The 13,269-nt window shown below is 44.3% G+C and carries 13 protein-coding genes; 8 read left to right on the top strand and 5 right to left on the bottom strand.

All coding sequences use genetic code 11. The features are described 5' to 3' along the window. Window positions 1-50: 50 nt before the first annotated feature. A complete protein-coding gene (locus KAI37_RS22120; RefSeq protein ID WP_220030229.1) occupies window positions 51-1,022 on the bottom strand; it encodes a ring-cleaving dioxygenase in 972 nt (323 codons plus the stop codon). 248 nt (window positions 1,023-1,270) lie between these two features. On the opposite strand from KAI37_RS22120, the gene KAI37_RS22115 reads away from it, so the two are divergent. After that, window positions 1,271-1,801, top strand: a complete 531-nt coding sequence (locus KAI37_RS22115) for a GNAT family N-acetyltransferase (protein WP_220030228.1) — start codon at window positions 1,271-1,273, stop codon at window positions 1,799-1,801. A 105-nt stretch (window positions 1,802-1,906) separates the two neighbouring features. Here the strand turns inward: KAI37_RS22115 and KAI37_RS22110 are convergent, their stop codons facing one another. The 4 genes from KAI37_RS22110 to KAI37_RS22095 form a co-directional block, all read right to left on the bottom strand. After that, window positions 1,907-4,447: an ABC transporter permease gene (locus KAI37_RS22110; RefSeq protein WP_220030226.1), complete on the bottom strand. Its 2,541-nt coding sequence runs from the start codon at window positions 4,445-4,447 to the stop codon at window positions 1,907-1,909. Then, window positions 4,444-5,121 (bottom strand): ABC transporter ATP-binding protein, encoded by a 678-nt coding sequence (locus KAI37_RS22105; protein WP_220030224.1) that lies wholly within the window; start codon window positions 5,119-5,121, stop codon window positions 4,444-4,446. Before KAI37_RS22105 ends, KAI37_RS22110 begins: the two co-directional genes overlap by 4 nt. 108 nt (window positions 5,122-5,229) lie before the next feature. After that, window positions 5,230-6,147 (bottom strand): sensor histidine kinase, encoded by a 918-nt coding sequence (locus tag KAI37_RS22100; protein ID WP_220030222.1) that lies wholly within the window; start codon window positions 6,145-6,147, stop codon window positions 5,230-5,232. Then, window positions 6,144-6,821: a response regulator transcription factor gene (locus KAI37_RS22095; RefSeq protein WP_220031516.1), complete on the bottom strand. Its 678-nt coding sequence runs from the start codon at window positions 6,819-6,821 to the stop codon at window positions 6,144-6,146. Before KAI37_RS22095 ends, KAI37_RS22100 begins: the two co-directional genes overlap by 4 nt. 329 nt (window positions 6,822-7,150) lie before the next feature. Here KAI37_RS22095 and KAI37_RS22090 point away from each other — a divergent pair, with 329 nt between their 5' ends. The 7 genes from KAI37_RS22090 (at window position 7,151) to KAI37_RS22060 (ending at window position 13,232) form a co-directional block, all read left to right on the top strand. Beyond that, complete coding sequence (locus KAI37_RS22090; protein ID WP_025721924.1) at window positions 7,151-8,104, top strand: ABC transporter permease; 954 nt, start codon at window positions 7,151-7,153, stop codon at window positions 8,102-8,104. After that, window positions 8,094-9,044 (top strand): iron chelate uptake ABC transporter family permease subunit, encoded by a 951-nt coding sequence (locus tag KAI37_RS22085; RefSeq protein ID WP_220030221.1) that lies wholly within the window; start codon window positions 8,094-8,096, stop codon window positions 9,042-9,044. The genes KAI37_RS22090 and KAI37_RS22085 overlap by 11 nt, the downstream gene beginning before the upstream one ends. Then, a complete protein-coding gene (locus KAI37_RS22080; protein ID WP_039273792.1) occupies window positions 9,038-9,796 on the top strand; it encodes an iron ABC transporter ATP-binding protein in 759 nt (252 codons plus the stop codon). The genes KAI37_RS22085 and KAI37_RS22080 overlap by 7 nt, the downstream gene beginning before the upstream one ends. Window positions 9,797-9,808: 12 nt before the next feature. Continuing rightward, the gene (locus tag KAI37_RS22075; protein WP_071643043.1) at window positions 9,809-10,789 is read left to right on the top strand and encodes a siderophore ABC transporter substrate-binding protein; all 981 of its coding nucleotides are present in this window, start codon (window positions 9,809-9,811) and stop codon (window positions 10,787-10,789) included. A gap of 33 nt (window positions 10,790-10,822) precedes the next feature. Next, the gene (locus KAI37_RS22070; RefSeq protein WP_220030218.1) at window positions 10,823-11,566 is read left to right on the top strand and encodes an alpha/beta hydrolase; all 744 of its coding nucleotides are present in this window, start codon (window positions 10,823-10,825) and stop codon (window positions 11,564-11,566) included. A 279-nt stretch (window positions 11,567-11,845) separates the two neighbouring features. Then, on the top strand, window positions 11,846-12,757 hold the full coding sequence (locus KAI37_RS22065) for an aldo/keto reductase (protein WP_220030217.1): 912 nt from the start codon (window positions 11,846-11,848) through the stop codon (window positions 12,755-12,757). A 148-nt stretch (window positions 12,758-12,905) separates the two neighbouring features. Beyond that, window positions 12,906-13,232, top strand: coding sequence for a thioredoxin family protein (locus KAI37_RS22060; RefSeq protein ID WP_013312008.1), 327 nt, complete (start codon window positions 12,906-12,908; stop codon window positions 13,230-13,232). Window positions 13,233-13,269 lie beyond the last annotated feature (37 nt).

Below are 13,269 nucleotides of genomic sequence, written 5' to 3'. Positions count from 1 at the left end.
CTAAAAGCTTGCAGATAGCGGAATGCCCTTTTGTGTAAAGGAAACTTCAATTAATGTTTGGTATTAAGCGGTTTGAGATTGGCTTCAATAGAGGCACGGCGCGATTCCAAAAATGGCGGTAACGCCAGCGATTCACCCAGAAACTCCAGTTCTTCATCCGTATCAAAGCCGGGCCCATCGGTTGCCAATTCAAACAGAATGCCGTTCGGCTCGCGGAAATACAATGAACGGAAGTAAAAGCGATCTACAAAGCCTGAGTTGGAAATTTGCAGCTGCCCAATACGGTCTACCCACTGTTTGAGCTCTTCCTCAGTTTCAACACGGAAGGCTACGTGATGCACACTGCCGCGTCCTGGTCGTTCTTGTGGCAGATCGTTACGCTCTTCCAGATGGACTTCGGTTCCTGTACCGCCTTCACCCGTTTCGTAGATGACCACATCCGGTTGTTCAGCAACAGGGGAAGGATAGGAGCCTTTTTTGCGGAAGCCCATAACCTGTTCAAGAATGAGAATGGTATTCTCCGCTTTAGGAATGGTCAGATGAACCGGTCCAAGCCCTACAATGCCGTACTCGGCAGGGACAGGGCTTTTCTCCCAAGGCGTGCCACCGCGCATTCCGTTATCATGCTCATCTGAAACGAGGAAGAAGCGTTGTCCTTCAAAATCTTCGAACGAAAGTGCCAGGCGTCCTGCTTGATCCGTAATTTCACCATGCTTTACATCCAGCTGCTCGAAGCGGTTTTTCCAGTAGTCCAGTGCCTTGTCGTTCGGTACCCGTAGGGAGAGCGCTGAAATGCTGTTATTTCCTGTACGAGTTTGCCCCGCATGTGGAATTTCAAAGAAAGTGACTTCCGTACCCGCAGTTCCACGCTCATCTCCGTAAAAAAGGTGATACACACTAACATCGTCTTGGTTCACCGTTTTCTTGATCAATCGAAGTCCCATTACCTGAGTATAAAAATCAACATTTTTAGCCGCCGCCGCAGTAATCGCCGAAACGTGATGCAATCCTAATAGTTTCATGTCTTTGTCCTCCTTGGTTTATATATCATTAGGTTTTTCTAAACAAAATAAACAGTCGAAAAACTTTTCTTTATATTTATTATCTTGATATTAAGATATATTATTTTTGATTGTTTGTCAACTTGAATTTGCACTGGCTCCAAAGACGGACAAAAATAGAAATTCGAAATAATGCAAAAGCAGATACAATAAAGTCCAATATAGCCCAATATAGATAGAATGAATTTAATACTAAAGGAGTTTACTCAATGTATACGGATAAGGATTTAACGATTAGGCCTGTTACAGAAGAAGACCTGCCGGCTCTTTGGACGTTAACTTTTAAGGAAGAAGCACCGGAATGGAAGCAGTGGGATGCACCCTACTATGAACATAAGTCACTTTCTTTTGATGATTATTTAAAAGAGAAGGAAAAACGAATCGGGCAAGATGATTTTTGGATCATTGAAGTGGAAGACAAGGTCATTGGATCAGTGAGCTACTATTGGGAGCATCAGCCTTCACAATGGCTTGAAATGGGGATAGGTATCTTTGATTCGCAGTATTGGAGCGGTGGGTATGGTACGAGGGCACTTCGACTGTGGATCACGCATTTGTTTAATACATTACCTCTAGTAAGAGTAGGCTTTACAACATGGTCAGGAAACCATCGGATGATGAAGGTTGGGCAGAAGCTGGGCATGACCCTCGAAGCCAGGCTTCGAAAGTGCAGATATTATAATGGAGAGTATTATGATTCGATCCGAATGGGGCTTCTACGGGAAGAATGGGAATTGTAGATATGCATACAAAGTACCTTTCTATGCATAAAAAGATGACCTCTGAATTGATCAGGAGTCATCTTTTTATAATCCACACCGGTATTTTGGACTTTCTCGGTAAATCTATTCTGATTCCCGAAGTCGTTCTACAATACTTTGTTTGTCGTTCATAGAATAGACTGCTACTGGAATAAGTATCCCCAGCAATAACAGTAAAGGCAATGAGGCTAGAAGTGGCCAGATTATAAAGTGATAGCTCAAAAACCACATCATACTGCTTAGGGGTTTCACAATTGAAATAGAGAATATGATCCCTAATAAAATGGAGAATAGGGCGGTGCCGAGAACATAATATAGCCCTTCATAGATCAGCATACCCCGCAATTGCTTTTTGGTCATGCCGATACTTTGCAGCATGGCAAACTCCTGACGCCGTGTCAATATACTCGTCAGAATTGCGTTTACAAAGTTGAGGATACCAATTAAGCCGATAATCAGACTGAGCGTGCCACCGATCATCATGATGGTGTTTTGCATACCGGAAAACTCATTCATTGAAGTGAATTTGGATGTGTAATTCATTACCGGCTCTGTAGTTTCGGTGTAACTTTTTAAAAAGCTCTCCATGGCCTCTTCCTGATCAGGGGATACATTAAAGGCGTAGCTCATCACAGCAGGCTGCTCCGCAAGCGGCTTGTAAATATTCGCTGGAAGATAAAAATTATACTTATCTGAAAGGCGATCAGAATTGGTCATATATTTAATTGCAACATGACCAAGCACTGTGAATGCATGCGTAGTATACTCTTTATCCAGCGGAGCTTCTGCTGCTCCCATATAACTGTGAAGCGTGACCTTTTCACCCACCTTATACAGAGCTTTTTCCATGTGGGGGATGTTATGGTCATCTAAATCTACCCCTTCCAATATATACTTACCAGAAGCCAGCTTCTCAAAATCAAGCTCACCGTCTAGCAATTGCAAACGGTGCAGTGGTAAATCTTCCAGCCCATATACTGTCGCCATGAAGTTGCCGCGAGAGTCAGTCACATCGTCCTCATTGGTGTCTTTTCCATTCTCGACAGTAAGCACTAATTTGCCGCCGTACAAACGACCGCCCTCTTCAAAGCCGGGCTGTGTCTGTACAGCCTGAATAAAACTCTCGGAGGTCTCATTTTCAGGGCCTCTAAAATAGGGGCTATGAAAATATTCAGCATGAGCAATGAGAAAGTCGGTGTCATTGAAATTGGATACAAACTTATCCATATCAATGCTCTGAGACAGGGTGAAGGCCGTGTTAAGAAGTACAAGGCTCAACGAAAGACTGATGACTACCAACACGGTACGCTTTGTATTGCGCCCCAAGTTGGAGCGAGCCATGTGGATCATCTTAGCGCCGTCAGTGGATTTTTTCAGCTTACGGCCGCCCTTGGTATTTCCGTCTGTGTATCTTACTGCCTCAACTGGCGAAACAGCTGCCGCAATTCTGCCTGGCTTGAAAGTGCTGATCATTACGGTAATGAGCGCGAACAAAGCCGATCCTATAAAAATCCATGGGTTGGGAGATACCGATACCTCGGTACCAGCAAAAGTAGTGTGGTTTATAAGAAGTGGTATAAGTGCTTTACCGACAAAAAAACCTGCTATTAACCCAAACGGGATTCCTATCCCTGAAAGAACTAACGCCTGTCTGCGAATGATCCGGCGGATCTGCTTGCCGCTTGTGCCGATCGTCTTTAAAAGACCATAAAAACGAATATCTCGCATCACCGATATTTGAAAAATGTTATAGATGATCAAATAGCCGGTAAATACGATCAGTATCAGGGCGGAAGTAAGTGCCATGATTGTTCCTGCATCCATACTAAAATTGGTTGAGATGTATGACCAATTTACATTATTCGCGATATAGTTCGGTGCATCTTCGTCAAGCGAATACCCGCTTTCGGTAATCACTTTACTGAGCTTTCCCCGCAAATCAAGGCTATTGTCGAACATCATATATGCACTAATGGTTCCTGTATAGAAGTGATCCTTATTATAGGTGCTTTGTAGTTCCTTGGAATGAGCATCCACATAGGACCTGGAGGCCAAGATTTGTCCTACGTTAACCACAGGATCACTTCTCCACCAGCCGGAGAGGACAAAATCACGCTGTACTTCTTTACCCCGTATGTCAAGCTTTAGCCTCAAAGGTGCTCCAACCTCCAGTGGAACACCCAATAGCTGCAACGTCTTGGAGTCTGTAATCACTTCATTTTCCGCCACAGGCTTGTGCCCCTCTTTAAGCTCAATAAAACCAAGCTTCATCCCTACATCATCGTAATACCAGAATTCCGTATGGCGTTTTAGGAAGTTATCGTTTTTAACTCCGTCGCTTAATATACGGTTATAAGCTATTTCCTTGATCAATGGATGATCCTTGACATGATTAAATTCGTCATCCGTTATATATTTAAGTACGGCATGTCCATCTCCACCGACCTGGCGCATGGTCGCCCTTTGTAAGCTTTCCACAGCGCCAATCCCCATAGTGAAAAGTGTTGTAAATAGCAATGAGGTTAGTACTATGGCAACAATAGCAATGAGGTTACGTGCTTTGTTTACTTTGAAGCTCTTATCTGCCAGCTTGCGGATTACTTTTTTGTTCTTTACCTTGATCATTTTGTATCACCGCCGACAATTTTACCGTCTTCAATACGGATGATCCGGTCTGCCATTTGCGCAATTTCCTCGTTGTGGGTGATCATCACTATCGTTTGGCGGAACTGCTGGCTGGATACTTTGATCAATCCCATCACATCCAGACTGGTTTTACTGTCCAGATTTCCGGTGGGTTCATCTGCCAAGATAATGGCGGGTTTGGCTGCCAGTGCTCTGGCGATAGCTACACGTTGCTGTTGTCCACCGGAAAGATTGTTTGGCAGGTTATTCAACTTTTGGTCAAGACCCAAGGTATGTACAATTTTATCTATGTGGGTTTTGTCTGGCTCTTTACCATCCAGTTTAATAGGAAGCACAATATTCTCGTAGACATTTAAAACGGGCACCAGGTTGTAATTTTGAAAAACAAAGCCAATCTTTCGTCTGCGAAAAATAGTCAATTCTTCGTCCTTCAGTGTAAAAATATCCTTGCCGTCAATCGTAACGTTTCCACTGGTTGGACGATCAAGTCCACCCAGCATATGGAGAAGGGTAGATTTGCCGCTCCCGGACGTACCGACAATGGCCACAAACTCTCCGCTTTCCACCTCCAGGTTCACACCGTCTAAAGCATGAACAGTATGATCCCCGTTACCATAATACTTTTTCAACTCCTGTGTTTTTAATAGAGCCATATACGTTCTCCTTCACAAAAAAATGTCTGGATCGTAGTCATCTACAGTACAGACACTAACACACTAATCTTTCTACAATCTTTCTGGAATCTAACGGTATTGAAAGAATTAAGTATCCATAGAAAGGAAAATAGAAAAGGTGGAGCCACTGCCGTAGCGTGACCGTACCTTGATGTAACCACCCTCCGCAGCGATGATTTCTCTAGCTAAAAACAGGCCAATACCTACACCCTCCTGCGTGTTTACAGTAGGGGAGCGATAGAAGCGGGTAAAGATCTTCTCTTGTTCATCTTCTGCAATCCCTATGCCGTTGTCGGTAATATCAATTCGGCAAAACAAATCGTATGCCATTACTTTTATATTCATGCTTCCGCCTGTCTCTGTATATTTTATGGCGTTATCCATAATGTTATAGACAGCTTCACTCGTCCACTTTAGGTCAAAATAAGCATGGATAACTGTGTCCTCCATAACAACTGTTATCCCTTTGGCATCTGCTTTTGGCATCATTTGCTCCAGTGCAGCACCAAGGAGCTTTTGAACAGATTCCCGCCTTGGCGATACCGTGATAATCCCCGTTTCAAGCCGCGATGTTTTCAACAATGCCTGAATCAGGAAGTTAAGCTTTTCAGCCTGTGCAGATAGAGCTTTCACACAAGTGGAGGTATCCTGTGATAGTTCGTATTCGCTAAGTAGTTGGGAATAAAGCAGGATGTTGGCCAATGGTGTTTTCGTTTGGTGTGAAATGTCGGAAATCAGCTCATTTATTTTATTCTTTTCGGCAAGCAGATTTTTGGAGGACACGGAACAAATGGAAAGAAATCGCGCAAATTTAGCTTCTATTGCAGAGAGAACGGATTCATCAAAGACATCCTCCGAGAAGCTGCCATTTATCGCGGCATCCAGCATGTTCTCAATAGTTTTCATTGTTTTATGGATGCTCCTGCGATAAAGCATAATAGCACACACAGCGGTGCATACAGCAACAACGGCAATTCCAATACATATATATAGGAGTGTTGTCATTTCAACGCCCATGTGTAGCCTAGCCCGTAAACCGTTTTAATATATTGTGGGGAAGAAGGATGATCCTCAAGCTTGTCACGTAGCCTTTTTATCGTAACTGACAAGGCATTTTCACCTACATATTCAGCCCCGTCAGTCCAGATGCTGTCTATCAAATGATCACGCGAAACGGTATTTCCTCGATTGTTGATTAGGATGCGCAACAATTTTTGTTCCGTTTTACTTAGTTCAATGGGCGTACCCTTCTTAATAAATTCCATTCTCTCGAATGAAAAAGAAAAATTGTCTAGCTGAATGGAGTCTGCAAGCGAGTATCTGGATTTCTTTAGCTGAACGCCAACTCTTGCTCTCAGTACCATAAGACTGAAAGGTTTGGTGATATAATCGTCAGCACCCAGCTCAAAACCAGTGACGACATCTGTTTCCATATCATTCGCAGTCAGAACGATGACGGGTATAGTTGTTTTTTTTCGTATATGGGTTAACAGGTCGAGTCCACTTCCATCCGGCAAATTTACATCAAGAATCACTAGGCCAAAGGCAGTAACGTTCAAATGTTCTTTTGCAGTAGCTATGTCATACGTTTGCGTAAATACGTTGTTAGGTTCTTTAAGGGCAAGAACAATACCGTTACTCAAGGCGATATCGTCCTCGATGATTAATATGTGATTCATCATTCTCCTCCTATTTTTTACTAACCAAAGTCAATGAACTCGGTTTCCAGAACTGCTCACCATAAACATAAAAAAGGGCTCCCCAAACTCTCTATTTCCAGTTTACCGGATTTTACTCTTATTTGCTCCCAGGGTTGTCCAGGTGGGATGTTGAGAAAATTCTCAGCAGCTTTTTTGTCCTGAATTTAAAACCTCATCACATTGACAGATACGATATCACTGATATAATTTATGCTAGTTGATTTTGATAATCATTATCATTATTAGAGGGGAGGACAGGGCCGAAGCTTGGTACAGGTTGTTGGAGAACAGGCTCCCTTGGTTAGAACATGAAATTGCGTTATTTAATACTGGCTTTTCTGGTACTGGCCTTCGCCTCGGTTTTTATCGGTGTTCATGATGTAACTCCACTTGATGTGTTCCACTTAACCAACGATCAGGCGCAGGTACTCCTGATTAGCAGATTCCCACGTTTGATCAGTATCATTATCGCAGGGGCGAGTATGAGTATCTGTGGGCTCATTATGCAGCAACTTACCCGGAACCGATTTGTATCTCCCACCACTGCGGGGACGATGGACGCGGCACGATTGGGTGTGCTGATGGCTATTATGGTGTTTGGAGCGGCGGGATTTTGGACGAAGATGCTGACGGCTTTCGGATTTGCTCTAGGGGGAACACTGATTTTCATGAAAATCCTGGATAAAATCCGTTTCAAGGACCCAGTATTTATCCCGCTTGTCGGTTTGATGTTTGGAGGCATTTTAAATTCGGTAACGACCTTTTTTGCTTACAAATACAATCTGATCCAGGGCATTTCTTCGTGGATGCAGGGGGATTTTTCTCTAATCATGAGTGGTCGCTACGAGATGCTATATCTTAGTGTTCCTTTGGTTGCGTTGGCGTACATATATGCGAATCGTTTCACAATTGCAGGCATGGGTGAGGATTTTGCGGCCAACTTGGGTGTACATTACAAGCGCACCGTCAATGTCGGTTTGGTGATCGTGGCTTTGGTATCCTCTGTTGTCATCTTAACCGTTGGGACGATTCCCTTTTTAGGGCTGGTTGTACCCAATCTGGTCAGCATGTATATGGGGGATAATCTGAAAAAAAGCCTGGCCCATACAGCGATCTTGGGCGCCGTCTTTGTGCTGTTTTGCGACATTTTGGGACGGGTGATCATTTATCCGTATGAAATTTCTGTAGGGCTTACGGTTGGTGTGATCGGGAGCGCGTTGTTCTTGTATTTGCTGCTGAGGAGAAGGGCCTATGAATCCTAAATTAAAAATCGGAATATTAGCCGCTGCCGCGCTTGTGTTGATTGCTGCTTTCGTGTTTATAGATCTTCCGCATACCTGGCACTACGCGCTGCCACGACGATTAAAAAAGATCGCAGCCTTCATTCTGACAGGTGGCTCCATTGCTTTTGCAACAGTTATTTTCCAGACGGTTACGAATAATAAAATTTTGACTCCGGGTATTATCGGACTGGATTCACTGTATATGCTGATTCAGACGACGATTATTTTTGCATTTGGTTCCGTACCTTTCATTTCGACCAGCAAAGAATTGAACTTTTTGCTGTCGGTGGGGCTGATGGTGCTGTTCGCAGGACTGCTATACAAATTAATTTTCCGCAAAGATGGACGCGGGATTTATGTACTCTTGCTGATTGGTCTGGTGTTCGGCACACTATTCAACAGTTTATCTACCTTTATGGAGGTACTGATTGATCCGAACGAATTTGCGAAAATCCAGGACAAGAGCTTTGCTAGCTTCAGTAATGTAAATACCGAGCTATTGTGGCTTTCTGTATTCATTCTTGTTCTCGTATTCGCTTATACGTGGAGGTTCATCAAGTATCTGGACGTGCTGTCGCTCGGACGGGAGCATGCGATTAACCTGGGTCTTCCCTATGGTTTTATCATTAAAAGGCTGCTGGTAATCGTAGCGATTCTCATTTCCATTTCTACAGCGCTTGTCGGGCCGATTACGTTTCTCGGATTAATTGTGGCCAATGTGGCTTATCAGGTGATGAAAACCTATCAGCACCGTTATATTATTCCGGCCTCTATCTGTGTCAGCGTCATTGCGTTGGCAGGATGCCAACTGCTGGCAGAAAGAGTATTTGACTTATCGACAACGGTCAGCGTCATTATTAACTTTATCGGGGGGGTGTACTTCCTGTACCTTTTGCTGCGGGAGAACAAATCATGGTAGAAGTCAAAAACGTATCCAAACGCTACGGGAATAAAAATGTGGTGGATCAGGTATCCGTCACTGTACCTAAAGGTACGATTACCTCCTTTATTGGACCTAATGGCGCTGGAAAAAGCACCTTGTTGTCGATGATCAGTCGCCTGACTGACAGTGATGAGGGAGAAATCCTCATTGACGGGCAGGCCGTGAGTCTGACGAAAAGTGAGGAGCTAGCCCGGAAGATATCTATTTTAAAACAGACGAACGATGTCAATATCCGCTTAACCGTGAAGGAGCTGGTTAGCTTCGGCCGTTTTCCGTATTCCAAGGGCAGATTGAACAGCGAGGATCGCAAAATGGTGGAGCAGTCTATGGCTTACATGGGACTGGAGGATATGAAAGACAAGCATATTGATTTGCTCAGTGGGGGACAGCGACAGCGGGCTTTTATTGCCATGATTTTGGCTCAGGACACAGAATACATCCTGCTGGATGAGCCGCTGAACAATCTGGATATGAAGCATTCGGTTCAGATTATGAAGACGTTGCGCGGTTTGGTGGATGATCTGGGCAAAACGATTCTGGTTGTGCTTCACGATATTAATTTTGCATCCTGCTATTCAGACTATATTGTGGGGATGAAGGATGGAAGGTTGCTAAAACAAGGAACGGCTGACGAGATGATTGATAGTCAGGTATTAAAGGATTTGTACGATATGGATATTCCGATTCAACAGATCGGTGATCATAAAATTTGCGTTTATTTCACTTAGGGGGAATGTTAAATGAAGAAAAATATGATGTTTTTAACGCTGATGCTTGCATTGGTACTGATTGTGGCGGCCTGTGGCAAAGCAGCTCCGGCAACACCGGAAGCGACTGGAAACGGCTCCTCTGCGGCAACAACGGAATCCAAAACCATCTCGGTCAAACACGGACTGGATGAAAACCCGGTCCAAGTCAAAGTTAATCCAAAAAATGTCGTTGTCTTTGATTTTGGTTCATTGGATACGCTGGATAAGCTGGGTGTTGACGTTGCGGCAGTAGCGCAGCAGGATCTTCCTACGTATTTGAGCAAATATAAAGATTCCAAATATGCAAGCGCGGGCACGCTGTTTGAACCGGATTACGAGAAAATCAGTGATCTGTCTCCTGAACTGATCATCATCGGCGGCAGACAAGCTGATGCATATAAAGAGTTGAGTAAAATTGCACCGACCATTTCGATGGCTGTAGACACCAAGGATTATATCAATTCCTTTAAGAAAAACGTTGAAACATTGGGTCAAATCTTCGATAAAGAGGCTGCTGCCAAGCAGGAGCTGGCTGCGATTGATAGCTCCATCAAGGCCGTACATGACAAGGCTGTAGCGAGCAAAGCTAAAGGACTGATTGTGCTGACGAATGAAGGAAGCCTGAGCGCATATGGCTCACAGTCCCGCTTCGGTATCATTCATGATGCTTTTGGCGTAACCCCTGTAGATCCTGACATTAAAGTATCCACGCATGGGCAAAAGGTTTCTTTTGAATATGTACAGCAAAAAAATCCGGATTATATTTTTGTCGTTGACCGTGGGGCTGTTGTGGTCGAGGAAGGCAAGGAACAGGTTACAGGTAAACAAACCATTGAGAATGAACTGGTGAAAAAAACCAATGCATTTAAAAACGGTCATATTGTATACCTTGATCCTAACTACTGGTATCTGTCAGGTAATGGTCTGGAATCCGTATCTGAAATGATTAAGGAAATGGATGCTGCACTGTAATGAATACATTCACATCATGGAGGACTGTGTAGGATGAAAGGTCATGTAGATGAAATTTCATTAGATGGGGATCTTGTGCACGTCTATACACCTCCCGTCTCCGTGAGTCATAATGAGCTGTATCCTGTGCTGTATGTGCAGGATGGCAGCTCTTTATTTCTAAGCGGGTTGGATGAGCTGGAAAGAGGTTTTTCTACGGGAGAGTTGCCCCGTGTCGTGCTGGTAGGTATACAGCCCGTAAATCGGCTGGATGATTATACGCCTTGGAAGGCAGCTGCTTTAGTAGAAGGAAGACCTGCTTTTGGTGGTGACGGAGATGCCTATCTGGCGTTTGTGGTTACAAAAGTAATGCCGTACGTCGAGGGGAGATATCCGGTAAAAACCGGACCGGAGCATACGGGAATCATCGGCGCCTCATTGGGCGGATTAATTTCCATGTATGCCGTCTTCAAGTATAAGGACGTATTCGGACGTGTCGGTTCCATCTCAGGCTCGTATTGGTATCCGGGTATGATTGGTTATATGCAATCTGCATCTTGTGCAACTGTGAGGGAGGGGATACATCGCTTTTATATATCTGTTGGGACCCGTGAAGGTGAAGGGAAGATGAATGTACAAAAAGATATGGTTCCGCTGACCCTCGAGGCACACGAGGTGCTGCGGACACAGGGACTGGATGCAAAAGATGTGCTTCTTGAGTTGGATCAGGATGCGGTGCATCGTGTGGATTGTTTTCAGCGTCAATTTCCTAAGGCCGTCCAATGGCTGTTCGGATAGCATGAATGGTATACGGATCTCATACAACAGCCTCAAAGGATTGGAGAGCGTGGAGTCTCTATGTCTTTGGGGTTGTTTTTTTTGTATATTTTTTTCGTATAATAGAATCAATTTCATAATACCTTCAGTAGCTTTAATAAAGAGTACATATAGATCAAAATGGTTTAATTTGTCTATATGTATTATACACTTCGTTGGTTTAATCATTTATGAAATTGATTCAATAGAGAAATGTTAAAAATTTAAAGTTATATGTTGTTGGAAGTGAGGGGAGCATAAATGAAAAAAAAACGCCTGGGATCATCGGATTTGCTGGTAGGTGAAATTGGTCTGGGATGTATGTCGGTCGGTACGGAGGAGCAGCAAGGTGTTTACTTGATTCATGAAGCGCTAGACAGGGGCGTAAACCTGTTGGATACGGCAGATTTGTACCAGCACGGACGCAATGAAGAAATCGTAGGTGCAGCGATCCGTGGACGGCGACAGGAGGTCATCCTGGCGACCAAGGTTGGCAATCGGCGTCTACCGGGGCAGGAGGGCTGGGGATGGGACCCATCCAAGAAATATATTCTGTCTGCTGTTAAAGAGAGCCTGCGCCGCCTTGGAACGGACTACATCGACCTGTATCAGTTGCACGGAGGGACGATTGACGATCCGATGGACGAAACTATAGAGGCTTTTGAGCAGCTACAGCGGGAGGGCGCCATCCGTTATTATGGTATTTCCTCGATTCGCCCTCATGTCATCCGTGAATATGTGGAACGATCGAATATCGTTAGTGTTATGAATCAGTATAGTTTACTGGATCGGCGTGCAGAGGAAGAGGTACTGCCATTGCTTCAGCAGCGGGGAATTAGCGTGATTGCACGTGGGCCTGTGGCTAGCGGCGTATTGGCCGATAAAGCAGAAGGAAAGGTAGCCAAGGGGTATCTGGACTACGAAGAAGCAGAGCTGCTGGACGTACGTAAGCAATTAAAGGCTTTTGCAGGATCAGAGCGTAGTATGGGGCAGACAGCTATTCGTTATAGCTTGTCACATCCGACTGTTGCTACTGTGATCCCGGGTGCAAGCTCTTTGGGACAATTGGAGCATAATATTTCTGCGGCGGATATTGCACCGCTAACTCAACAAGAGCGGCAGACACTACAGCAAATCAGCCGAGCCAATCGTTATGATGCGCAATACCGCTAATCCGAGCAATAATAGGACAAGTGTCAAACATGTACCCGTCCCAGTTGCAATTTATAAAAGAATCATTACAATATAGGAATAAGCCTCGGTTTATAATTCATATGTGAATATGGAGACGTTATAAATACACTCTAGGAGGGACCAACGAATGGAACGCATCGAATCTCAGCAGCAATATCAGGATTTAATTAACGGTGACGGGCTGACTGTCGTGAAATTTGATACAACCTGGTGTCCGGATTGCAAGACACTGGATAAATTTATGGACGGCATTATTGAGGAAAACGCGGATAAGCGCTTCTTTGCCCTCGATGCGGAGAAATTCCAGCCGATTGCAGAAGAAAATCAAGTGCGCGGCATTCCGAGTCTGCTCGTGTTCCGTAATGGCGAAAAAATTGCTCATTTGCACAGCAAATACGCTAAAACGCCAGCTCAAATCTCGGAATATTTGACTACGCTGGAATCCAAACAATAATCAGAACGCACGATAGGGATAGTTCAGTACGATCTAT

Source organism: Paenibacillus sp. S25 (assembly GCF_019454085.1).
Lineage (GTDB): Bacteria > Bacillota > Bacilli > Paenibacillales > Paenibacillaceae > Paenibacillus > Paenibacillus polymyxa_B.
Note: the sequence above shows the minus strand (reverse complement) of the source record. Positions and strands in the feature narration are given on the sequence as shown.

Bases quoted from the DNA above. Each gene is read 5' to 3' on its own strand.
- KAI37_RS22075 (WP_071643043.1), top strand. From the start codon at position 9,809: ATGAAGAAAAATATGATGTTTTTAACGCTGATGCTTGCATTGGTACTG.
- KAI37_RS22110 (WP_220030226.1), bottom strand. From the start codon at position 4,447: ATGATCAAGGTAAAGAACAAAAAAGTAATCCGCAAGCTGGCAGATAAG.
- KAI37_RS22105 (WP_220030224.1), bottom strand. From the start codon at position 5,121: ATGGCTCTATTAAAAACACAGGAGTTGAAAAAGTATTATGGTAACGGG.
- KAI37_RS22120 (WP_220030229.1), bottom strand. From the start codon at position 1,022: ATGAAACTATTAGGATTGCATCACGTTTCGGCGATTACTGCGGCGGCG.
- KAI37_RS22095 (WP_220031516.1), bottom strand. From the start codon at position 6,821: ATGAATCACATATTAATCATCGAGGACGATATCGCCTTGAGTAACGGT.
- KAI37_RS22115 (WP_220030228.1), top strand. From the start codon at position 1,271: ATGTATACGGATAAGGATTTAACGATTAGGCCTGTTACAGAAGAAGAC.
- KAI37_RS22085 (WP_220030221.1), top strand. From the start codon at position 8,094: ATGAATCCTAAATTAAAAATCGGAATATTAGCCGCTGCCGCGCTTGTG.
- KAI37_RS22065 (WP_220030217.1), top strand. From the start codon at position 11,846: ATGAAAAAAAAACGCCTGGGATCATCGGATTTGCTGGTAGGTGAAATT.
- KAI37_RS22090 (WP_025721924.1), top strand. From the start codon at position 7,151: ATGAAATTGCGTTATTTAATACTGGCTTTTCTGGTACTGGCCTTCGCC.
- KAI37_RS22060 (WP_013312008.1), top strand. From the start codon at position 12,906: ATGGAACGCATCGAATCTCAGCAGCAATATCAGGATTTAATTAACGGT.
- KAI37_RS22070 (WP_220030218.1), top strand. From the start codon at position 10,823: ATGAAAGGTCATGTAGATGAAATTTCATTAGATGGGGATCTTGTGCAC.
- KAI37_RS22080 (WP_039273792.1), top strand. From the start codon at position 9,038: ATGGTAGAAGTCAAAAACGTATCCAAACGCTACGGGAATAAAAATGTG.
- KAI37_RS22100 (WP_220030222.1), bottom strand. From the start codon at position 6,147: ATGACAACACTCCTATATATATGTATTGGAATTGCCGTTGTTGCTGTA.